This window comes from Gordonia bronchialis DSM 43247, assembly GCF_000024785.1.
GTDB lineage: Bacteria > Actinomycetota > Actinomycetes > Mycobacteriales > Mycobacteriaceae > Gordonia > Gordonia bronchialis.
Genome location: NC_013441.1, coordinates 4,183,217 through 4,203,700, shown reverse-complemented (window position 1 = coordinate 4,203,700; position 20,484 = coordinate 4,183,217). Strand labels below are relative to the sequence as shown.

The window sequence follows — 20,484 nt, the reverse complement described above, 5'->3', positions numbered from 1 at the left end:
GATCGCACCTACCGCGAGTCGGAGAGTTGGTCCAGCCAGACCCGGGCCGAGGCGTCCGACGGGGACCGCCAGTCGCCGCGCGGCGACAACGACCCACCGGAACCGATCTTGGGGCCGTTGGGCATCGCGGTGCGCTTGAACTGATTGGCCATGAAGCGCTTGAGGAAGACGCCGAGCCAGTGCTCGATGGTCGCGGCGTCGTACTGATTGCGTCGTTCCGGTGCGATCATGTCCGACCACGGGCCGCGTTCCCGATCGCCCCACGCCTGCCGGGCCAGGTACGCGATCTTGTCCGGCCGATATCCGAATCGCGTGTGGTAGTAGAGGAAGAAGTCGTGGAGTTCGTACGGGCCGACGGTGTCCTCGGTGCTCTGGATGGCGCCGTCCTCGCCGGGGGGCACGAGTTCGGGGGTGATCACGTCGTCGAGGATTTCCACCAGCGTCGACGTGGTGTCCTCGGAGTATTCGCCGACGGCGATCATCCACCGGATCAGATGCTGGATAAGGGTTTTGGGGACCGAACCGTTGACGTTGTAATGCGACATCTGATCGCCGACGCCGTAGGTGCACCAGCCGAGGGCGAGTTCGGACAGATCGCCGGTACCCAGCACGATCGCCCCGAGGTGATTGGCCAGCCGGAACAGATGTGACGTCCGCTCACCGGCCTGCACGTTCTCGAAGGTGACGTCGAAGACCTTCTCGCCCCGGCTGTACGGGTGATCGAGGTCGGCCAGCATCTGTTCACACGACGGCCGGATGTCGAGCTCGGTTCCGCTCACGCCGAGGGTGTCCATCAGCGCGTGCGCACGCCGCAATGTCGCGCCACCAGTGGCGAAGCCGGGCATGGTGTAGCCGAGAATGTTGCTGCGCGGCAAGCCGAGTCGGTCGAAGGTGTCCACCGCGACGAGTAGCGCGAGCGTCGAATCGAGCCCGCCGGACACACCGATGACGATCTTGTCGATGTCGGTGGCGCGCAGGCGCGCGGCCAGGCCCTGCACCTGTATGTTGCGGACCTCGCGGCACCGTTCGTCGCGGTCGGCGGAATCGGCCGGCACGAACGGGAATCGGGGGACGACGCGACGCAAGAGGTCGTCGTCGCGGGCCGCGGTCTCGACGCTTCCGAACTCGAAACGGATGCGCCGCAGCGATTTCAGATCGTCGGCGAAATCACCCGCCTGGTCACGCAAGCTGATCATCCGCATCCGTTCCTGACGCAGCCGGTCGAGATCGACGTCGGCGCTGATGACCTGATCGGACATGGTGAACAGTTCGCTGCGCGCGAGCAGCGTCCCGTTCTCGGTGATGAGCGCGTCACCATCCCAGGCGAGGTCGGTGGTCGATTCACCGTATCCGGCCGCGACGTACAGATGGGCGGCCAGCAGTCGTGCGGAATGGCTGGTGCACAACGCCTTTCGGTAACCCTCTTTGCCGACGGTGACCGGGCTGCCGGACAGATTGGCCAGCACGGTCGCGCCACCCAGTGCAGCCCAGGTGCTCGGCGGGATCGCCACCCAGCCGTCCTCGCAGATCTCCACGTGCAACGCGAAACCCGGCAGATCCGCAGCGTCGAAGATGAGGTCGGTCCCGAACGGTGTCTCGGTGTCGCCGATGGTCACCGTGGTCGCGATGGCGTCCCGGGCCGCAGAGAAGAAGCGCTGTTCGTAGAACTCCCGGTAGTTGGGCAGATACGACTTCGGTACGACGCCGAGCAGCCGCCCGTTGTAGACGACGGCCGCACAGTTGAACAACCCGTCGCCGACCTGCATCGGCAGCCCGACGACCACCACGGCACCGACGCCGGCACTGGCGGCGATGATCTCCGTCAGTCCGGTGTGGCACGCATCGATCAGCGCGTCCTGGTGGAACAGGTCGTCGGCGCTGTAGCCGCAGAGACCGAGCTCGGGGAAGACGACGAGCCGGGCCCCCTCATCGGCGGCCTGTCGCATCAGTTCGATGGTGCGGGCGGTGTTGGTGGCGGGATCGGCAAGCGAGAGGACGGGGACCGCGCCGGCGACGCGGACGAACCCGTGGGCGTGAACAGACACGGTCCCAGCCTATCGACTGTCTCGTTCGACGGTGGGCGGTCGAGGTCAGTGCTCGACCCGCGCCACATGGTCGCGGGCGTGCTCGATCGCCTCATCGAGGGTGTCCATCAGATGCCGTTCGTGGCGCAACGAGTCGAACACCCCGACGCCGTCGAGGAGTCGGCGATGCTCGGGCTGCACCCCCTTGATGATGACGGTGATGCCACGCGCCTCGAGGTCGGCGACGATCTCGGCCAGCGTGTGGGCGCCGGTGGCGTCGAGCATGCCCAGATGCGACATCCGGATGACCACCACGGTCACCGTCGAATTGCCCGCGCCCGCGGAGATGGTGCTCGAAATACGTTCGGCCGCACCGAAGAACATCGCACCATCGAGGCGCAGCAAGGCGATCTGCTCGTCGCCGCGCCGGGGTGGTCCTGGGATCGGTTCACGGGTCACGCTCGACCGCTTCGCGACCTGCCGCAACGCGAAGAACGCGGCGACGACGATGCCGATCTGTACCGCCTCGATGAGGTCGAAGGTCACCGTGATCACCGCGGTCACCACGAAGATCACCGCATCCGAACGCGTGGAGCGCACGATCTTGCGGATGGTGCTCGCCGAGATCATCCGGAAACACGTCACCATCAGCACGCCCGACAGCGCGGCCAGCGGGATCTCGGCCACCGGTCCGGTCGCCAGGTAGACCACGCCCAGCAGGAACAGTGCGTGCACGATCGCCGACACGCGCGTCCGTGCGCCGGAGCGCACGTTGACCGCGGTGCGCGCGATGGCCCCGGTGGCCGGCATCCCGCCGAACATCCCCGACGCCACCGACGCCAGGCCCTGGCCGGTGAGTTCGCGGTCGGGATCGTAGGGGCCGGTGGGTGACATGGTGGCCGCGACGCGAGCCGAGAGGAGCGACTCGATGGCGGCGAGCGCGGCGATGGCGAGCGCGGCACCGAGCAACGACGAGAGCGCCGACGGATCCACATGGGGGAGGACGGGTGCGGGCAGATGCGACGGCAGTTCGCCGATCCGCGCGACATCGACGTGCAACACCAGCACCGCAACCGTCGCGACGACGACGGCCGTCAGCGATTCCGGGATACCGCGGTGGATGCGAGGCAGCCCGACCATGAGCACGGCGACCAGTGCCACCACACCCAAGGTGCGCAGGGCGACCGGCCAGTCGGCATGGATCACCACGTCGACCGCGGCGGGCAGCGTGCGTTCACCGGCCGGTGTGGTGGTCCCGAAGGCGGCCGGCACCTGTTGCAAGAAGATGATGACCGCGATGCCCAGGGTGAATCCCTCGATGACCGGCCACGGGATGAAGGTGACCGCACGCCCGAGGCCGACCGCCCCGGCGACCAGCACGATCAGCCCGGCGAGCACGGTGACCAGGGCGATACTGCCCAGGCCGTGAGCGGCGACGATCGGCGCCAGGATCACCGCCATCGCACCGGTCGGCCCGGACACCTGAACGTGGGAGCCGCCGAAGACCGCGGCCACGAGGCCGGCGATGACGGCGGTGATGAGCCCGGCGGCCGCGCCGACACCGGAACTGATGCCGAAGGCCAGCGCGAGCGGCAAGGCCACCACGCCGACGGTGACCCCGGCGAGAACGTCGCCCTTCCACGAGGACCGCAGGTCGCGATAGTCGGCCGCCGCGGGCAGCAGCCGCGTCAGCCGTGTGCGGGCCTGGCGGACGGCGGTGGCGGCGGTCATGCCGGTCATGCCCGGCCGACCGGCGGTAGCGACGCCAGCGTGTCGAGCTGATCGCGTCGGGCTCCCAGCGTGTCGGCCAGGAAGGTGCGTGCAATGACCAGCAACTCGGAGATCTTCGGGTGGGCGAGTTCGTAGAACACGGCGTTGCCGACGCGCTGACTGCGCACCACCTGATGTCGCTTGAGGACGGCGAGATGTTGGGAGAGCAGCGTCGCCTCGATCCCGGTGATCTCGAGGAGTGCGCTGACCGGGGTCGGGTCGTCGTTGGTGCTGAGCACCTCGAGGACCCGGATGCGCGCGGGATGGGCCAGGGCCTTGAAGAGATTGGCCTTGATCTCGTAGAGAGGCCGCTCGGCATCTCCGACGGTGTGTGGCATGGGGTTCCTTGGCGATTCTATGGATTGAACGAATACTCAATCCGTCAAGTGGATGCTACTCCGAGGGGCCGTCGATACCAAAGTCGGGTCCAGTTCATCGCCGCGGATAGCGGCACGACGTCCAGATCGCGGCCGGCCAGGCGCGCGCTACCGGGGTCAGCTCTGTGGGCCGGCGGCACCGTCGCGGGGGACGCGGACGCCGACGAGGTGTGCGTCGGCGACGGCCGCAGTGCCGAGTTCGGCCCACGGATCGCCGACGGCGACCACGGCGTAGGCCGAGGTGGGGAACCTGTCGATCTCGCCGTCGGGGTCGAGCGTGAGCGCGGTCTCGGGCATACCCGGCTCGTGTCCGACGACGAGAACGGTGCGTGCCTGCGTCGGCGCGTACACGCGGACGGCCTCGAGGACGTCGAAGGGCGTCCCCCCGTAGATCTCGTCGAGGTAGGTGACCGGCGCGTCGATCCCGGTGTACTGCAACGTCTCCCGCGTACGCGTCGAACTCGAGCAGAGAACGGCGTCGATGTGCAGACCCTCGTCGGACATCCATCGCCCGGCCAGCGCGGCCTCCCGCCGGCCGCGCTGCGCCAGTGGGCGTCCGTGATCGCCGGTGCCCGGCGGATAGCCCGATTTGCCGTGCCGCATCAGGACGAGCGTGCGCGGACGGTTCATGCGCTGCGCGCTGCCCGACGATCGGCCGGCTCGACCGCCATCATGCGCAGCGTCGCCACCGTTGACCGCCACGCCGAGGCCTCCTGGCGGTAGAAATGGGCGAGGTCGGTGTCACCGGCTGCCTCCGCCTCATCGGCGTGCAGGTCGTACTCGAGATACTCGTCGACGCCATGGGCGATGAGGTCGGCCACCGCGGTGGAATCGGTGCAGGCCATCTCGATCGTCGCGGCATCGAGCGTCGCCAGGCGCTCCAGATCTGATCGATACCGCATGGTTGAAATGTACGTGCCGGGACCGACACGCGGGGGTTGCGACACCGCCTTCGGCGATCTCACCACCGTCGAGTCCTGTCTTCCTGACTTGGCGACCGGCATTCGACGGCGACCATGTCTTAGCCTTGTGGACGTGCATACCTGGGTCCCCGCGCTGCTCGCCATCGTGGCAGCGTTCCTGATCGCCGGTGGCACGGTTCTGCGGCAGCGCGCGTCCCGTGCCAGTGGCGCGATCACTGCCGGCTGGTGGCTGGGGGCCAGTATCGCGCTATGCGGGTTCGCGCTGCAGGCCTCGGCACTCGGCCTCGGGTCAATCCTGCTGGTGCAGCCCCTGGTGGTCCTCGCGGTGCTGTTCGCCCTGCCCTTCGAGGCGTGGGCCGATCATCGGCACCCGGCCGCGATCGAATGGGCGTGGGGCGCCGTCCTGGTGGCCTGCGTCGTCACGTTCCTGCTGGTGGCACGTCCGGAACCGTCGATGCGTCGGCCCGACGAGATCGTGCTGTGGGCCGCCGTGGGTGCGGTGATCGCGGTGGTCCTGGGATGCGTCTGGGCGGCGGAGCGGTCGAGTCCGCATTACAAGGCGCTGTTCTACGGTCTGGTCGCGGGCACCCTGTTCGGGGTGTCGGCGCTGCTCATCAAGGCCATCGTGTACCAGACCACGCATTTCCTGCTGGGCGTCTTCGCCCACCCGGAGATCTATCTGTTCGTTGTGGTGGTGGTCTGTGCCGTGGTTGCCCAGCAAAAGGGTTTCGGCGCGGGTGATCTACAGACGTCGTTCCCGTCGATGACGGTGATGGAACCTGCCGTCGCGATGGTTCTCGGCGTGCTGCTGCTCGGCGAGAACCTCAAGGTGTCGGTGCCGACGGCGATGTTCCTCGGCATCGTGCTCGCGATCATGGTGCGAGCGGTCATCGAACTCGCGAAGCTGTCGGCGGTCCGTGGCCAGCAGGAGGAGCTCGCCGCGGCCGGTCCGACCATCGACGACGAGCGGTCAGCGGCCTGAGCCGAGACCGTCGTCGGATGTGGTTGTGTCAGATGACGGTGCGCCAGATCAGGACGCGGTGACCGGGTCGATGATCGGCGAGATGGTCTGCGCCCACTCCTCGGCCTGTTTGACGGGCTTCACGGCCGACGAGTTGTCGTGCCGGGAATGCTCGCCCACCTGCACGGCGCCGCGCTTGGTCAGCATCTCGGCGATGATCTCGCCGCCACGGTTGAAGGTCTCGCCGTAGATGGTGTCGCCGAGGCCGAAGACCGCGAAGCGCAGACCGGTCAGGTCGGGGTCGACCTCGTCGAGTTCCTCGGCGAACGGCTCGGCACCCGTGGGCAGTTCGCCTTCGCCGTAGGTCGCGCACACGATGACCACGAAGTCCTGCGGGTCGAGGTCTTCGACGGCGTATTCGCTCATGTCGTAGACCGACGGATCGTGATCGGCGGCGAGGACGTCGGCGATCGCGTCGGCGACGAGCTCGGAGTTACCGGTTTCGGTTCCGTAGAGGATGACGACCGACAAGATGGTCCCCTTTCGAGACGTGCGGGTGAGGTCGGGTGTCCGGCGGCAGGCCGGAAATCAGACCAAGGCTACCCTAACTAGCCGGTTGCTCGGCAAACGAGGGCACAAAGTCCTTGACGATTTACTTGGATGTCCTACTATTAGTGGTGTCACGACTTTTTCCGATCCGAATGCAGGTGATCCACCGGTGAGCGCAACCTCCACCACCATTCCGCACTACCTCGACGGCAAGCGCGTCAGCGCCGATCAGCTGCCGGGTGAGCATCGATACGCCGACGTCTTCAATCCCAGCACCGGAGCAGTGGCTGCGCAGGTCCCGCTGGCGAGCACCGATCAGGTCGCCGCCGCGGTCGAGACCGCCAAGGCCGCTCAGCGCGAGTGGGCCGCGTGGAACCCGCAGCGGCGCGCCCGGGTGATGATGCGATTCGTCGACCTGGTCAACAAGAACGCCGACGAACTGGCCACCCAACTCTCTCTCGAGCACGGCAAGACCCACGCCGACGCCAGGGGCGACATCCAGCGCGGCCTCGAGGTGATCGAGTTCGCCATCGGCATCCCGCACCTCATCAAGGGCGAGTTCACCGAGGGCGCCGGATCGGGTATCGACGTCCACTCGGTCCGCCAGCCCCTCGGCGTCGTCGCCGGCATCACCCCGTTCAACTTCCCCGCGATGATCCCGCTGTGGAAGGCCGGCCCCGCGCTGGCATGTGGCAACGCGTTCATCCTCAAGCCCAGCGAGCGGGACCCGTCGGTGCCGGTGCGTCTGGCCGAATTGTTCACCGAGGCAGGGCTTCCCGACGGCGTCTTCCAGGTCGTGCACGGTGACAAGGAGGCGGTCGACGCGCTGCTGACCCACCCGGACGTCAAGGCGCTCGGTTTTGTCGGCAGCTCCGACATCGCGCAGTACATCTACGAGACCGCCGCCGCCCACGGCAAGCGGTCGCAGTGCTTCGGCGGCGCGAAGAACCACATGATCATCATGCCGGACGCGAATCTGGATCAGGCCGTCGACGCGCTCATCGGCGCCGGCTACGGCAGTGCCGGCGAGCGCTGCATGGCCATCAGCGTGGCCGTGCCGGTCGGTGAGCAAACCGCAGAACGCTTGCGCGCCAAGCTGGTCGACAAGGTCAATGCGCTACGCGTCGGACACAGCCTGGACCCCAAGGCGGATTACGGGCCGCTGGTCACCGCCGCGGCACTCGAGCGGGTCCGTGGCTACATCGCCAAGGGTGCGGAAGAAGGGGCAGAACTGGTCATCGACGGTCGCGAACGCACCAGCGACGAGCAGACCTTCGGCGACGAGGACATCTCCAACGGCTTCTTCATCGGCCCGACCCTCTTCGACCACGTCACCAAGGGAATGACGTCCTACACCGACGAGATCTTCGGCCCGGTGCTGCAGATCGTGCGTGCCCACGACTACGAGGAAGCCCTCGCGCTGGCGTCGGATCACCAGTACGGCAACGGTGTCGCCATCTTCACCCAGGACGGCGACGCCGCGCGCGACTTCACCTCGCGCGTCGACGTCGGCATGGTCGGGGTGAACGTCCCGATCCCGGTCCCGGTGGCGTACTACACCTTTGGCGGATGGAAGCGGTCCGGCTTCGGCGACCTCAACCAGCACGGTCCGGCGTCGATCCAGTTCTACACCAAGACCAAGACCATCACCTCGCGCTGGCCGTCGGGCATCAAGGACGGTGCCGAGTTCGTCATCCCGACGATGGACTGACGCCTCGATGTCGATCTTCGCCGACAGCGCCCCCGCGGGCGGTCTCGACGCCGACGAACGTGTGATCGTCGAGACCGCAGCGGGTTTCGCTGCCAAGAAACTCGCCCCCTTCGCGCTGGAATGGGATGAGTCCAACCATTTCCCGGTCGACGAGCTGCGTGAGGCGGCCGAACTGGGGATGGGTGCCATCTATTGTTCGGAGGACGTGGGGGGCAGCGGATTACGTCGCCTCGACGGGGTGCGCATTTTCGCTCAGCTCGCCTACGCGGACCCGGCCGTCGCCGCCTTCCTGTCGATCCACAACATGTGCACGTGGATGGTCGATGCCTATGGCACCGACGAGCAGCGCGCCGAGTGGGTGCCGGGGCTCGCCACGATGGAGACCATCGCGAGTTACTGCCTGACCGAACCGGGGGCCGGATCGGATGCCGCCGCGTTGTCCACCAAGGCGGTGCGTTCCGGCGACGAGTACGTCCTCACCGGTGTCAAACAGTTCATCTCCGGTGCCGGGTCGTCGGACCTCTACGTCGTCATGGCACGCACTGGGGACGCGGGCCCCAAGGGCATCTCCACCTTCCTCGTCGACAAGGACTCGCCGGGACTGAGTTTCGGTGCGCAGGAACACAAGATGGGCTGGCACGCCCAGCCGACGGCGCAGGTGATCTTCGACGAGGTGCGGGTGCCCGCGGACCGGTTGCTCGGCGCGCAGGAGGGTATCGGCTTCGGCATCGCGATGAACGGTCTCAACGGCGGCCGCATCAACATCGCGGCGTCGTCGCTCGGTGGGGCACAGGCCGCCTTCGACAAGGCGGCCGCCTATGTGGCCTCGCGCAAGGCCTTCGGTGGGGCGCTCGTCGACGAGCCGACCATCCGGTTCACCCTCGCCGACATGGCCACCGGACTGCAGGCGAGCCGCCTCATGCTCGAGCACGCGGCAGCAGCCCTCGACGCGGACTCCCCGGACAAGGTGGAGCAGTGCGCGATGGCCAAGCGTTTCGTCACCGACACCTGCTACACCGTCGCCGACTCGGCGCTGCAACTCCACGGCGGCTACGGGTATCTGTCCGAATACGGAATCGAGAAAATCGTCCGCGATCTCCGGGTCCATCGCATCCTGGAAGGGACCAACGAGATCATGCGGGTGGTCCTGGGCCGGTCCATCGCGACCCGCTTCCGGGATAGTTGAAAGCCGCCCGCCCGCACAGCATTCGAACAACAGGAGAATCGACAATGACGACGATCGCGTTTCTGGGCCTGGGCAACATGGGTGGCCCGATGGCGGCCAACCTGGTCTCCTCCGGCCACACCGTCCACGGCTTCGACCCGGTTCCCGACGCGGTGAAGGCCGCGGAGGCCAACGGGATCAGCACCTTTCCGTCCGCGGTGGAGGCGGTGGGTGCCGCCGAGGTGGTGATCACGATGCTGCCCAGCGGGGAGATCGTGAAGAAGTGTTACGCCGACATCCTGCCGGCCACCCCCACCGGAGCCCTGTTCATCGACAGCTCCACCATCTCCGTCGACGACGCCCGGGAGATCCACCGTCAGGCTCTCGACCATGGTTTCGCGCAGCTCGACGCCCCGGTGTCCGGCGGCGTCAAGGGGGCGACGGCGGGCACCCTGGCGTTCATGGTGGGCGGTGAGGACGAGGCGTTCTCGGCTGCACGCGCCACCCTGGAGCCCATGGCGGGCAAGATCATTCACTGTGGTGCGGCCGGTGCCGGCCAGGCGGCCAAGGTGTGCAACAACATGGTGCTCGCGGTGCAGCAGATCGCCGTCGGCGAGGCCTTTGTGCTCGCCGAGAAACTCGGGCTCGCCGACCAGGCCCTCTACGACGTGATCACCGGCGCGACCGGCAACTGCTGGGCGGTGCAGACCAACTGCCCGGTCCCCGGACCGGTCCCCACCTCGCCGGCCAACAACGATTTCAAGCCGGGTTTCGCGACGGCCCTGATGAACAAGGACCTCGGCCTGGCGATGGATGCCGTCGCGAGCACCGGGTCGCGCGCCCCGCTCGGCACCCACGCCGCCCAGCTGTACCGCAACTTCGCCGAACAGCACGCCGACCTCGACTTCAGCGCCATCATCACGTCGCTGCACTGAGGGTTTCCTGCCGATCAGTATGACGTTTGGTCCGGATTCCGGTCCAAACGTCATACAGATCTGAGGGGAACCGAACGCTGGTCGGGTGCGTCCAAACCTGCATGGACATCCACGAGCTGACAGTTCGCCGCGATGGCGTGTTCACCACGCAAGAGGCGCTGGAGTGCGGCTTGAGCACATCAACGATCAAGCGGCGGGTGGCAGCAGGTGTGTGGAGGGTGGTGGCACCGCGGGTCTATCTCGTTGCCGGACACGCGCGCTCGGCTCGGGCGCAAGCCCGGATCGCGGTGCTCTCCGTACATCGCGGCGCAGTTCTCGGTGGTGTCGCCGCCGCCTGGTGGTTGGGGCTGCACACCGAAGAACCACGAAAGCACTTGGTCTTCACGCACACCAGAGGCCGGTCGCGACGGTCGTCGGCGACGGCGGTGCCACGATATCGAGTGCTCAAAGCGGAGGACATCGTCGTTTGCGACGGGTTGCGCACGACGGGGGAGGCGCTCACCGTGCTCGACGCGTCGGTGGATCTCGGTTTGACGCTGATCGATTCGGCATTGTTGTCGGGTCGCGTGACCCCCGAATCGCTGGAAGCCGCCCACGCTCGCTACCCCAAGCGGCATGGCGCCACAAAGGCGTCGGCCTACCTGCGGCTCATCGGCAGTGGTGCACGTTCGGAAGCCGAGCGCCTCACCGTCGAGTTGTTCGAGTCGGCCGGCATCTCCGGCTGGATCGCGAACCTCCCCGCGTGCGGGTATGTCATCGACTTCGCGTTTCCTGACCAGAAGGTCGCCGTGGAGATCGATGGACTTGCGTACCACCGTGATGCGAAGAGCTTTCAACGCGACCGGACCAAGCGCAACGCCCTTGGCAGAGCCAAGTGGAATGTTGTCAACTTCACGTGGGCCGACCTCATCGACCGGCCTGGGCAGGTGATTGCTGAGGTCAACGCCGCATTCGAGGCGGTGGCCGCATGATCCGTATGACGTTTGGACCGGAATCCGGACCAAACGTCATACAGAGCCTGGCTCCGTCTCCACCCGCCCCGCCACCATCACCACCCACTCGGAGATGAACCGCTCATCGTCGGCGACGAGCGGTTCGACGCCGAGGAACTGTGGCATCGTCCGGTGCGCGTAGAGCGCGTTGAGGGCCACCGCCGCGATCGCTTCGGCCTCCTCGCGCGTGACGCCGGTCGCGTGGCGCATCACCCAGTCGGCCATGCCGGCATACGAGCCGTTGATCAGGGCGGCGAAGGTATCGGCGAGTTTGCGTGGGCGGTCGCGCAATTCGGAGGAGATGATGCGCAGCAACTGGGTTTCTTCGTCGATGACGCCGAGGGTGTAGCGGCCCAGGACGGTCAGCTCCGAGCGCAGGTCGGTGAGTCCCTCGAAGATCTGCCGGATGTCGTGCAGTGCGTTCATCCGGTCGAGTTGGCGGTCGATGCCCGCTTCGAGGAGCATCTCCTTGGAACGGAAGTGGTGGTAGAGCCCACCGGACCCCGGCGCCAGACCGGCGGCCGCCTCGATCTGCGCCACACTCGTTGCGCGATAACCCTGTTCGCCGAAGAGCCGCATCGCCTCGTCGATCAGGCGATCCCGGGTCGATGTCGTCATCGGCGCTCCCAAGTGTTCATTGACACCTCCCAAGTGCTCACTTAGTGTGGCAAGTGTAGCGACCTAAGTGGTCACTTGGGAAGGACGGGCATGATGGGTGCACCCGATTCCGCGGTCACGCCGGTCCGGCTGCCCTGGACTGCCGACGCCGCCCCGCGCGATTACGCGACACTGCGTGCCCGGTACGGACCGATCGGCTTCGACGCCGAACTCGACGCGTGGCTGGTTCTCGGCTACGACGCGGCGCGCACGGTGCTCTCCGGACGCGGATGGACCAGCGACCCGATGGCGGCCGTCGCCAACCGCCACGCGCTCGCCGCGATCGGACTCGCCGAACCCCCGCTCGCACGCACCATGCTCCTACTCGACGGCGATGACCATGTGCGCCAACGTGGTTCGGTGCGCGATGTATTCACGCCACATTACGTCGCACAGCTGGCCGCGGGTATCGAGGTGATCGCCGACGACATACTCGATCCCATCCCCGCCGGCACCGTCGTCGACCTGATGACCGAGGTGGCCCAACCATTTCCGATCGCGGTCATCGCCGAATGGCTGGGGCTGGACCTACCGACCGCGCGGGTCCTGTGGGCGGAGGCCGCGGCCATCGCGCCGGCTCTCGACGGTCTGGCCGACGTCGACGCAGCCCCCGCAGCCGCGTCGGCCTTCACCGCCCTCATCGGCGAGTTCCTGCCGCTGGCGGCCGGGCGCCGAGCCGAGCCGCAGGACGATCTGCTGAGCCTACTGGCCGTTGACCCGCGACTCGACCTCGACGAGGTGGTGGTCAACGCGATCCTGCTGGCCGTCGCCGGCCACGAGACCACCGCAAACCTGTTGGGCGGTGCGGTATCCCGACTGCTCGACGACACCGGCGGGACGCGCCTCGTCGATGGTGTCGACGTCGACGATCCCGCCGTCGTCGACGAGGTGCTGCGGCTCGACGGCCCGGCGCAGGCGGTGTTCCGCGTCGCCACTCAGCGCCACGAGATCGCCGGGCACGCCGTCGAACCGGGGGAGCGTGCGGTGGTGGTGATCGCTGCCGCCAACCGCGATCCCGACATCTTCGACGACCCCGATCGTTTTCGCATCGACCGGGACCAGCGGTTGCCCAACCTCGCTTTCGGGCACGGGCCGCACCGCTGTCTGGGCGCTGCCCTCGCTCGCCTGGAGGTGCAGATCATGCTGCGCGCCTTGATTCTTCGTGACCCGGAGCTCGCTGGGACCGCCGTGGTGCGCGATACCGCGATACTCCGCGGATTCGACGAGGTGCCGATTCTCTTTCGGAAAGGACAACCGTCATGACGGAGGAATCCTCCCCGGTCGCCGACCGTTTCGGCGAAGTCCGGTCCGGGCGGGTCCGCCGGACGATCCCGGTGGTCGGCTTCGCCGCGCGATCGGCAGGCGGGCGCCTGGTTGCCGGGTTGCGGGAACGCGCGGGTGATGTGAATGCCGTCGACGATTTCCACCGTCGCACGGCGGATCGGTACGCCGACCTTCTCGGCCATTCGAAAGGCGTTCTGATGAAGGCCGGGCAGTTGATGTCGACGATCGGGTCGGACCCCGCGGCCGCCGGCCCGATGGGGGTATATCAGCAGGCGTTGCGCCGCCTACAGGCCGACGCCCCGCCGATGGATTTCCAGACGACCCGCGAGGTCGTCGAAGCCGATCTCGGGAAGCCGATCGACGAACTGTTCGCCACCTTCACCGCCGAGCCGATGGCCGCGGCCTCGATCGGACAGGTGCACGAGGCCTGGTTACCGGATGGCCGGCACGTCGCGGTCAAGGTCCAGTATCCCGGTGTGGCACGCGCGATCCGTGACGACCTCGCCAATACCGAACTCCTCGCGACCTTTCTCAAGCTCGGAATGTCTCTGACCCCCAGGGCATTTCGTACCAATCAGCGTGCTGCGGCCGCCGAATTGGCCGAGCGCATCGCCGAGGAGGTCGACTACCGACACGAAGCCCGCAGCATCGCCCGCTTCGCCGAGCTCTACCGTGGGCATCCCTTCATCCGCACCCCGGAACTGGTGCCCGAATGTTCGACGGAGCGGGTGCTCACGATGACCTACGTCGACGGGGTCGGCTGGTCGGAGGCGCTCGTGGCCGATAAGGACTTGCGGGATCGGTGGGGAAGCATCATCGCGTGTTTCGCCTTCGGCGCCTACCGGCACAGCAACCTGTTCAACGCCGATCCCCATCCCGGCAATTACCGGTTCAGTGCCGACGGGACCGTTGGCTTCGTCGACTTCGGTTGTGTCAAACAGTTTCCCGAGCATGTTCGGGCCGGAATCGTGCACACCTTCCGCGCCACCTGCGAGGGTGACCGCGATGAGGTGTACCGGCTTGCCCGGCTACACGGATTTCTCGAACCGGGGTCGGAGCTCACCGTCGACGACGTCTACGGTTGGTGGTCGATGATGAGCGCCGCCGCGCTGGCCGATCAGCCGCATACCTTCACCGCCGACGACAGCACCGAGGCGATGCGGTCCTTCCTCGGCGAGACCGCGGCGAGCGCGGCGTTTCGGCAGATGACCATCCCGAGCGACTACGTGATGCTCGCGCGGATCAACCTCGGGGTCAATGCGGTGCTGACCGAACTCGGCGCGACGTTCGACACCCGCGAGCAGGCCGACGTCCTCGACGGGGTCAGCGAACCACGTTCGGAGCTGACCCGCGCGCACGCCGCCTGGGCGCGCGGGCGCGGCCTGCCGTTCGGCCTGGATCCGCGCTGAGCGGTATCAGAAGTCTCCGCTGTGATGCCGCAGCGAATGGATCGCGTCCACGAGTCCGGTGATCTGGTCGTCGGTCATCCCGACATCGGCGAACACCTCGGCATTGAGGGTGGTGGTGGCGTCCTCGACGGTGGAACGGCCGAGTTCGGTGATCTGTACCAGCGTCGTCCGGCCGTCGGTGGGGTGCGGAAGGCGGCGGACCAGCCCGTTCTCCTCCAGGCGTCGAATCGCGTGGGTGACGCTGGTGACATGGACCTGCAGACGATCACTCGCCTTGGTGATGGGGAGTTGACCGTTGCGCGAAAAGGCAAGCAGGCGTAGAAGTTCGAAGCGCGAGAAGCTGAGATCGTAGGGCCGCAGCGCGGATTCGACGCGGGCCAGCAGAATCTGGTGGGCCCGCATCACCGAGGTCACGGCGACCATGCCATCGGCCACATCACCCCATCCAGCCTGGGTCCAGTTCGCCTTGGCCTCGGCGATCGGGTCGAAACTCATGCTGCGGCCTGCCATGAGGGTCAGCCTAGTGGCTCGACGTCGGGAGGCAGGATGCCGCGTCGCCACCCCTCGATGATCGCCTCGCCCGCCGCGATGGGGTCGGCGTCGGCGGGATAGTGCCCGGACAACAGGAGTTGCGCCATGCCATGCACCTGCGCCCACAGCGACGCCGCGACCGTCCCGACGTCGGCCTGCCGGAACGCCCCGGTCTCGATGGCGCGGGCGACGCCGTCACGCAGCGGTGCGATGGCGCGCGCGGCGGCGTCGAGGGATTCGGGGGTGGGTTCGATGCCGGTCAGTGCGTCGCCGAACATCAGCTCGTAGAGTCGCGGATTCGCCAGGGCCCAGCCGATGTAGGCGGTGCCGAGCGAGCCGAGGTCGGCAGCGGCATCCGGACTGGTGGAGATCGCGGTCTCCACCTCGGTGAACGATTCGAAGGCGCGCACCTGTACCGCGCGGGACAGGCCCTCCTTGTTGCCGAACAACGAGTACACCGCGGTGGTCGACGTGCCGGCGGCATGGGCGACGTCGCGTACCGACAGCGCTCCGATCCCACGCTCGGCGACGATCGCGATGGCCTCGTCGAGCAGCCGGTCGCGCAGATCGTCGGTGTGCACCTTGGGTCTTGCCACACTGCCCATTGTGGCATAACGTTGTTATATAACAGCGTTTCAAAACCTGAGGGAGCTGTCATGTCCAAGCCGATCGCCGCACGCATGACCAACCGGACACCGCCCGAGGGGACTGCGTTGTTCCTCATCGGTATGCGGGTCACCAAACCCTGGCGGGTGCGCGCCTGGACCTACGTGTTTTTCGCGATGCCGCGGATGCTCAGACATCTGACGCGTTACCGCGACGCCGGAATGCTGCATCATCACGTCTATCTCGTGCCGTCGCCGCTGGTGGTGTCCTACTGGCGCTCGCCGGAAGACATCCGTCGCTTCGCCGCGGACTCGGCCGCACCGCACCTACCGGCGTGGCGGTGGTTCAACAAGCATCTCGCCGACGCGAACGCGGTCGGCATCTGGCATGAGACCTACGAGATCGGACGCCACGAGAGCATCAGCAGCGGAATGCCGCCGTTCGGTCTCGCGGCTGCGGTCGGCGCGGAGCCGGTGGGCCGGGCGACCGCCACGGCGGCCCGTCGGATCACTGCGTCCGATCGTGCTCCAGCAGCATCTTGATCGCGCCGATGATGGTGTCCACCAGGCCGGCCGCCGTGTGCTCGCCGAGTTCGCCGCGCTGTTCGTCGCCGCGCATCATGATCACGGACTCCACGAGGCGAAACGGCAACAGATTTCGCCGGTCCGACGCCGTGCCCAGCACCTCGGTGGCCAGTTGTGTATAGGCGTCGGCGAGTTCGGTTCGCGCTGTGCGGAATTCGCTGAATCTGTCGTTGCGTAACTCCGGAAGAAGGTACAGCGCACCGAGGTTCCAGCGCGACGCGGCGAGTTGCGTGACGTCGAAGCGAGCCAGATCGAGCAGGCGCTCGAGTGCGGGGCCGTCCTCGGTCAGCAGGTGCCGAGCGCGTTCGAGGGGGGAGATGACCGTCGTCTCGAGCAGGGTCGCGAGGATGTCGTCCTTGGTCGAGAAGTAGTGATACATCGACGCCTGGCGGATGCCGACGGCGTCGGCGATCATCCGGGTCGACGTTCCGGTGTAGCCGTGGCTGGTGAACAATTCGGCTGCGGCGTCGAGGATTTCCTCGCGGGCGGTCTCACCGCGGCGCTTGGGCTCCACCAGTCGTGGTCGGCCGGGGCCGGGGGTGGTACGGCGCGCGACGCTCGACGCCATGGTCTGCTGCCTTCCGAATCGGCTCTCGACGCCCAGCCGAACGTCGTCGGGCCAGTCTAATCGCCGGTGAGGGGTCCGCGTGGGACGCCCGCCTGTGCATCGGCCCGGCTGACCTCGGATATGTAACACACCGGTAGCACGCGTTTCCACGAGAGAAACAATTCTGTCACTCGATAGAAATAGCGCAGCGGTTATCTATCGACTGACAGATAGAACGCTCAACGGGGAGCCCCACGAGTTAGGACCGCCCACCGATGACCTCCACCGCTTCCACACCGGCCACGCCCGGCGTAACGTCGCCGCCCGTGCCCCCGACCGCCGGTCATGACGCCAACGACCTGTCGGAGTTCGGCTATGACCAGCAACTGCACCGCTCGCTCGGCAAGTTCGCGTCCTTTGCCGCCGGGTTCTCCTTTGTCTCCATCCTGACCACGATCTTCCAGCTCTTCGGCCTGGGTTTCGGATTCGGCGGCCCGGCCTTCTTCTGGACCTGGCCCATCGTCTACGGCGGCCAGTTCCTGGTGGCCCTGTGCTTCGCCGAGATCGCCGCGCGTTACCCGATCTCCGGTGCGATCTATCAGTGGTCGCGCCGAATGGGCGGCGAGGTGATCGGCTGGTTCGGCGGTTGGTTCATGATGATTGCCCAGATCGTCACCGCCGCCGCGGCCGCCATCGCCCTGCAGGTGGTATTGCCGACGGTGTGGACCGGCTTCCAGCTCATCGGCGACGACCCGACCCTCACCAGCACGAGCGGCGCCGCCAACGCGGTACTCCTCGGGTCGATCCTGCTGGTCGTCGTGACCGCCATCAACTGCATCGGCGTCACCTGGATGAGCCGGGTCAACAGCATCGGCGTGACCTGCGAACTCGTCGGCGTCGTCGCTGTGGTGCTGGCGCTGTTCACCCATGCCAAGCGCGGCCCGGACGTGGTGTTCGACACCGGCCTCCCCGGCCAGCAGCCCGGCTACATCTGGGCGTTCATCGTGTCGGGTCTGATGGCCGCCTACGTGATGGTCGGATTCGGTTCTGCCGGTGAGCTCGCCGAGGAAACCCGTAACCCGCGCCGGGTGGCGCCGCGCACCATCCGCATGGCGCTCACCGTCTCCGCGATCGGCGGCGGTCTGATGCTGCTCGGTGCGCTGATGGCCGCGCCGACGCTGGGAGAGGAGCTCGCCACCGGCGGCCTGCCCTACGTGCTGGAATCGGTCCTCGGCAGCTTCTGGGGCAAGGTCCTGCTATGCGACGTCGCGGTGGCGATCTTTATCTGCACCTTGGCAATTCAGACCGCATGTTCGCGGCTGATGTTCTCGATGGCGCGCGATGGCCGACTCCCGTTCTCCAAGCAACTCGCCCACGTGAACAGCCGTACCGGCACCCCGATCCTCCCGTCGGTCCTGATCGGTCTGCTGTGCATCGGCATCCTGCTGGTCAACGTCGGCAACTCGGCGATCTTCGCGACGTTGGCGAGCGTCTGCATCATCCTGATCTACCTCGCCTATCTGGCGGTCACCGCGCCGATGCTGTACCGCCGCTTCCAGGGCTGGCCCCGCGGGGGTGTTGCCGTGGATGCCGAGGGCAAGAAGCTCTTCGGGCTCGGTCGGTTCGGGATCGTGGTCAACCTGCTGGCGGTCGTCTACGGCACGCTCATGGTCGTCAATCTGGCCTGGCCACGTGCCGAGGTCTTCGACCCGACCGGCGAGATGCCGATCCTGCGCTGGGCCGGCCCGATCTGCATCGCCGCCACCGTGCTCGTGGGCATCGCCTGCTACCCGCGGGGCAAGCAGCACCCCAAGCCGGTCGTCGTCGGCGCCTGAGTGCACCCGGCCTATCTCAAACCCCACCAAGGAGTTCCACCACCATGTCCACCATCACCGAAACCCAGAACGCGGCCGGAACCGGGACCACCGCCGGCGCCCGCGAGCACGCCCGTGCACAGGCCGGGACGATCACCGATTCGATGCCGGTGGTTCCGGCAAGCAACTGGCCCAACCCGCCCGCCGACGTCGACCCGGCGTCCCTCACCTGGGCCGAAACCGTTCCGGGAGGCCGCTACACCGGCAAGGTCCTGGCCCGCGGCACGCGGATTCGCCTGCGGGACGTGACCGGTTCGGCGTGTGCGCACATGCTGCTGTGGCGCGCCGACGCACCGTGGGAGCGGCTCAACGTCGCTGACACCGTGAAGGTCCCGTGGCAGGCGTACCTGTCGTCGGGCCATCCGTTGCTCAGCGATCAGGGTCGGGCGCTGGCCACCGTCGTCGCCGACGATTCCGGGCATCACGACGCCCTGTGCGGGACGTCGACGCTGGCTGGCAATACTGCGAAATATGGTTCCGGTCATGTGCATTCGACCAGCCCGGCCGGTCGCGAGATGTTCACGCTCGCGGCCGCCAAGCACGGACTGACGCCGGCCGACGTCGCGCCGTCGCTGTCCTTCTTCCACGGCGTCGTCGTCGAGTCCGACGGCACGCTCACCTCCAAAGGTTCTGCGGGACACGACAAGTCGGTCGACCTGATCCTGCATCTGCCTTGTGTGGTCGCGATCGCCAACACCGCACATCCGCTCGATCCGTCCCCGACCTTCGACACCGGACCGCTCGAGGTCCTGGCCTGGAGGGCCGCCGCCGACCTCGATGAACTGCTCGCCGGCGTCGCCCAGACCGATCCCGAGTATCAGCGTGCCGTCGCCAACTCCGAAGACATCTGGGCCGCAAGCCATTTCTGAGCAGGCCATCTCGAAAGACAGGAACCATCATGACCATAACCACCGATTTCGCCCACGCGCCCGCCGATGAGCTCGCCCTGGTGCCCGGCACCGTCGTTTACGACGCAGAGGTCGGCGACCGCGGACCCTGGTCCGGTGTCGTCGCCGCCGGTGACGTGCTGACCATCGTCGACCTCCACGGCAATCAGGCAGTCGACACCTTGTTCTACGGTGCGCACGACCACACGATCCGCTACTCGGCGCAGGCCACCATCGCCGCCCAGGGCAACATCTTCCTGACCACCGGTAGCGTTATCCGCGACCAGGAGTCGTTGCCGCTCATGACAATCGTCGCCGACGAGGTCGGCAACCACGACACGGTGGGCGGTGCGTGCTCGCAGGAATCCAACACACTGCGCTACGGGCATCACACCAAACATCAGCACGCCTGCGTGGAGAACTTCCTCATCGAGGGCAGCCGCCACGGACTCGGCAAGGCCGACCTGGTGGGCAACATCAACTTCTTCATGAATGTGCCTGTCGATCCGGACGGTTCGCTGGGCATCGTCGACGGCCTGTCGGCGCCCGGTAAGCGTCTGGCACTGCGCGCCGACCAGGACACCCTGGTGCTGATCTCCAACTGCCCACAGGTCAACAACCCCTGCAACGGTTTCGACCCGACCGCGGTGCGCGTCATCGTCACCCGTCCGTCCTGATCACCCTGCCCTCACCTCAGG

At 67.0% G+C, this 20,484-nt stretch carries 21 protein-coding genes; 11 read left to right on the top strand and 10 right to left on the bottom strand.

Annotated features, from left to right (window positions below; genetic code table 11):
• Positions 1 to 8 precede the first annotated feature (8 nt).
• The 5 genes from GBRO_RS19430 to GBRO_RS19410 all read right to left on the bottom strand — a co-directional run bounded on the left by GBRO_RS19430 (position 9) and on the right by GBRO_RS19410 (position 5,073).
• The gene (locus GBRO_RS19430) at positions 9 to 2,045 is read right to left on the bottom strand and encodes an NAD(+) synthase (RefSeq protein ID WP_012835588.1); all 2,037 of its coding nucleotides are present in this window, start codon (positions 2,043 to 2,045) and stop codon (positions 9 to 11) included.
• 45 nt (positions 2,046 to 2,090) lie between these two features.
• The gene (locus GBRO_RS19425; RefSeq protein ID WP_052298440.1) at positions 2,091 to 3,755 is read right to left on the bottom strand and encodes a SulP family inorganic anion transporter; all 1,665 of its coding nucleotides are present in this window, start codon (positions 3,753 to 3,755) and stop codon (positions 2,091 to 2,093) included.
• Between the two features lie 5 nt (positions 3,756 to 3,760).
• Complete coding sequence (locus GBRO_RS19420; protein WP_012835586.1) at positions 3,761 to 4,132, bottom strand: ArsR/SmtB family transcription factor; 372 nt, start codon at positions 4,130 to 4,132, stop codon at positions 3,761 to 3,763.
• Positions 4,133 to 4,288: 156 nt separating this feature from the next.
• Positions 4,289 to 4,801, bottom strand: a complete 513-nt coding sequence (locus GBRO_RS19415) for a SixA phosphatase family protein (RefSeq protein ID WP_012835585.1) — start codon at positions 4,799 to 4,801, stop codon at positions 4,289 to 4,291.
• On the bottom strand, positions 4,798 to 5,073 hold the full coding sequence (locus GBRO_RS19410) for a hypothetical protein (protein ID WP_041920702.1): 276 nt from the start codon (positions 5,071 to 5,073) through the stop codon (positions 4,798 to 4,800). The genes GBRO_RS19415 and GBRO_RS19410 overlap by 4 nt, the downstream gene beginning before the upstream one ends.
• A 133-nt stretch (positions 5,074 to 5,206) precedes the next feature.
• On the opposite strand from GBRO_RS19410, the gene GBRO_RS19405 reads away from it, so the two are divergent.
• Entirely contained in the window at positions 5,207 to 6,076 is an 870-nt protein-coding gene (locus GBRO_RS19405; RefSeq protein ID WP_041920701.1) for a DMT family transporter, read from the top strand.
• A 48-nt stretch (positions 6,077 to 6,124) separates the two neighbouring features.
• Here GBRO_RS19405 and GBRO_RS19400 read toward each other — a convergent pair whose 3' ends face one another.
• Positions 6,125 to 6,586, bottom strand: a complete 462-nt coding sequence (locus tag GBRO_RS19400) for a flavodoxin domain-containing protein (RefSeq protein ID WP_012835582.1) — start codon at positions 6,584 to 6,586, stop codon at positions 6,125 to 6,127.
• Positions 6,587 to 6,773: 187 nt separating this feature from the next.
• On the opposite strand from GBRO_RS19400, the gene GBRO_RS19395 reads away from it, so the two are divergent.
• The 4 genes from GBRO_RS19395 (at position 6,774) to GBRO_RS27805 (ending at position 11,386) form a co-directional block, all read left to right on the top strand.
• Positions 6,774 to 8,315 carry a CoA-acylating methylmalonate-semialdehyde dehydrogenase gene (locus GBRO_RS19395; RefSeq protein ID WP_012835581.1) on the top strand — a complete coding sequence of 514 codons (1,542 nt, stop codon included), beginning with the start codon at positions 6,774 to 6,776 and terminating at the stop codon, positions 8,313 to 8,315.
• 7 nt (positions 8,316 to 8,322) lie between these two features.
• Entirely contained in the window at positions 8,323 to 9,501 is a 1,179-nt protein-coding gene (locus GBRO_RS19390; protein ID WP_012835580.1) for an acyl-CoA dehydrogenase family protein, read from the top strand.
• Between the two features lie 44 nt (positions 9,502 to 9,545).
• Complete coding sequence (gene mmsB / locus GBRO_RS19385) at positions 9,546 to 10,415, top strand: 3-hydroxyisobutyrate dehydrogenase (protein WP_012835579.1); 870 nt, start codon at positions 9,546 to 9,548, stop codon at positions 10,413 to 10,415.
• A 101-nt stretch (positions 10,416 to 10,516) separates the two neighbouring features.
• Positions 10,517 to 11,386, top strand: a complete 870-nt coding sequence (locus GBRO_RS27805; RefSeq protein WP_012835578.1) for a type IV toxin-antitoxin system AbiEi family antitoxin domain-containing protein — start codon at positions 10,517 to 10,519, stop codon at positions 11,384 to 11,386.
• 36 nt (positions 11,387 to 11,422) lie between these two features.
• Here GBRO_RS27805 and GBRO_RS19375 read toward each other — a convergent pair whose 3' ends face one another.
• Entirely contained in the window at positions 11,423 to 12,025 is a 603-nt protein-coding gene (locus GBRO_RS19375; protein WP_012835577.1) for a TetR/AcrR family transcriptional regulator, read from the bottom strand.
• A gap of 90 nt (positions 12,026 to 12,115) precedes the next feature.
• On the opposite strand from GBRO_RS19375, the gene GBRO_RS19370 reads away from it, so the two are divergent.
• Both GBRO_RS19370 and GBRO_RS19365 read left to right on the top strand, forming a co-directional pair.
• On the top strand, positions 12,116 to 13,327 hold the full coding sequence (locus GBRO_RS19370; RefSeq protein ID WP_012835576.1) for a cytochrome P450: 1,212 nt from the start codon (positions 12,116 to 12,118) through the stop codon (positions 13,325 to 13,327).
• Positions 13,324 to 14,757 carry an ABC1 kinase family protein gene (locus tag GBRO_RS19365; protein ID WP_012835575.1) on the top strand — a complete coding sequence of 478 codons (1,434 nt, stop codon included), beginning with the start codon at positions 13,324 to 13,326 and terminating at the stop codon, positions 14,755 to 14,757. Before GBRO_RS19370 ends, GBRO_RS19365 begins: the two co-directional genes overlap by 4 nt.
• A 6-nt stretch (positions 14,758 to 14,763) precedes the next feature.
• Here GBRO_RS19365 and GBRO_RS19360 read toward each other — a convergent pair whose 3' ends face one another.
• Positions 14,764 to 15,267, bottom strand: a complete 504-nt coding sequence (locus tag GBRO_RS19360) for a MarR family transcriptional regulator (protein ID WP_012835574.1) — start codon at positions 15,265 to 15,267, stop codon at positions 14,764 to 14,766.
• Between the two features lie 5 nt (positions 15,268 to 15,272).
• Positions 15,273 to 15,893 carry a TetR/AcrR family transcriptional regulator gene (locus GBRO_RS19355; RefSeq protein WP_012835573.1) on the bottom strand — a complete coding sequence of 207 codons (621 nt, stop codon included), beginning with the start codon at positions 15,891 to 15,893 and terminating at the stop codon, positions 15,273 to 15,275.
• Between the two features lie 51 nt (positions 15,894 to 15,944).
• Between GBRO_RS19355 and GBRO_RS19350 the strand changes: the two genes are divergently transcribed.
• Positions 15,945 to 16,436: a DUF4188 domain-containing protein gene (locus GBRO_RS19350; RefSeq protein WP_012835572.1), complete on the top strand. Its 492-nt coding sequence runs from the start codon at positions 15,945 to 15,947 to the stop codon at positions 16,434 to 16,436.
• Here GBRO_RS19350 and GBRO_RS19345 read toward each other — a convergent pair.
• Positions 16,402 to 17,046: a TetR/AcrR family transcriptional regulator gene (locus tag GBRO_RS19345; protein ID WP_012835571.1), complete on the bottom strand. Its 645-nt coding sequence runs from the start codon at positions 17,044 to 17,046 to the stop codon at positions 16,402 to 16,404. The two genes, GBRO_RS19350 and GBRO_RS19345, sit on opposite strands and share 35 nt — an antisense overlap.
• Positions 17,047 to 17,300: 254 nt before the next feature.
• Between GBRO_RS19345 and GBRO_RS19340 the strand changes: the two genes are divergently transcribed.
• Genes GBRO_RS19340 through GBRO_RS19330 form a run of 3 tightly spaced genes read left to right on the top strand, consistent with a single transcriptional unit; the run spans position 17,301 to position 20,463 of the window.
• The gene (locus tag GBRO_RS19340; RefSeq protein ID WP_012835570.1) at positions 17,301 to 18,860 is read left to right on the top strand and encodes an amino acid permease; all 1,560 of its coding nucleotides are present in this window, start codon (positions 17,301 to 17,303) and stop codon (positions 18,858 to 18,860) included.
• 44 nt (positions 18,861 to 18,904) lie between these two features.
• The gene (locus GBRO_RS19335; RefSeq protein ID WP_012835569.1) at positions 18,905 to 19,768 is read left to right on the top strand and encodes an urea amidolyase associated protein UAAP1; all 864 of its coding nucleotides are present in this window, start codon (positions 18,905 to 18,907) and stop codon (positions 19,766 to 19,768) included.
• Positions 19,769 to 19,797: 29 nt separating this feature from the next.
• Positions 19,798 to 20,463 (top strand): urea amidolyase associated protein UAAP2, encoded by a 666-nt coding sequence (locus tag GBRO_RS19330; RefSeq protein WP_012835568.1) that lies wholly within the window; start codon positions 19,798 to 19,800, stop codon positions 20,461 to 20,463.
• The last annotated feature ends 21 nt before the right edge of the window (positions 20,464 to 20,484 follow it).

Bases quoted from the DNA above. Each gene is read 5' to 3' on its own strand.
- GBRO_RS19340 (WP_012835570.1), top strand. From the start codon at position 17,301: ATGACCTCCACCGCTTCCACACCGGCCACGCCCGGCGTAACGTCGCCG.
- GBRO_RS19370 (WP_012835576.1), top strand. From the start codon at position 12,116: ATGATGGGTGCACCCGATTCCGCGGTCACGCCGGTCCGGCTGCCCTGG.
- GBRO_RS19415 (WP_012835585.1), bottom strand. From the start codon at position 4,801: ATGAACCGTCCGCGCACGCTCGTCCTGATGCGGCACGGCAAATCGGGC.
- GBRO_RS19345 (WP_012835571.1), bottom strand. From the start codon at position 17,046: ATGGCGTCGAGCGTCGCGCGCCGTACCACCCCCGGCCCCGGCCGACCA.
- GBRO_RS19375 (WP_012835577.1), bottom strand. From the start codon at position 12,025: ATGACGACATCGACCCGGGATCGCCTGATCGACGAGGCGATGCGGCTC.
- GBRO_RS19420 (WP_012835586.1), bottom strand. From the start codon at position 4,132: ATGCCACACACCGTCGGAGATGCCGAGCGGCCTCTCTACGAGATCAAG.
- GBRO_RS19360 (WP_012835574.1), bottom strand. From the start codon at position 15,267: ATGGCAGGCCGCAGCATGAGTTTCGACCCGATCGCCGAGGCCAAGGCG.
- GBRO_RS19350 (WP_012835572.1), top strand. From the start codon at position 15,945: ATGTCCAAGCCGATCGCCGCACGCATGACCAACCGGACACCGCCCGAG.
- GBRO_RS27805 (WP_012835578.1), top strand. From the start codon at position 10,517: ATGGACATCCACGAGCTGACAGTTCGCCGCGATGGCGTGTTCACCACG.
- GBRO_RS19355 (WP_012835573.1), bottom strand. From the start codon at position 15,893: ATGGGCAGTGTGGCAAGACCCAAGGTGCACACCGACGATCTGCGCGAC.
- GBRO_RS19425 (WP_052298440.1), bottom strand. From the start codon at position 3,755: ATGACCGCCGCCACCGCCGTCCGCCAGGCCCGCACACGGCTGACGCGG.
- mmsB (WP_012835579.1), top strand. From the start codon at position 9,546: ATGACGACGATCGCGTTTCTGGGCCTGGGCAACATGGGTGGCCCGATG.
- GBRO_RS19410 (WP_041920702.1), bottom strand. From the start codon at position 5,073: ATGCGGTATCGATCAGATCTGGAGCGCCTGGCGACGCTCGATGCCGCG.
- GBRO_RS19365 (WP_012835575.1), top strand. From the start codon at position 13,324: ATGACGGAGGAATCCTCCCCGGTCGCCGACCGTTTCGGCGAAGTCCGG.
- GBRO_RS19390 (WP_012835580.1), top strand. From the start codon at position 8,323: ATGTCGATCTTCGCCGACAGCGCCCCCGCGGGCGGTCTCGACGCCGAC.
- GBRO_RS19330 (WP_012835568.1), top strand. From the start codon at position 19,798: ATGACCATAACCACCGATTTCGCCCACGCGCCCGCCGATGAGCTCGCC.
- GBRO_RS19335 (WP_012835569.1), top strand. From the start codon at position 18,905: ATGTCCACCATCACCGAAACCCAGAACGCGGCCGGAACCGGGACCACC.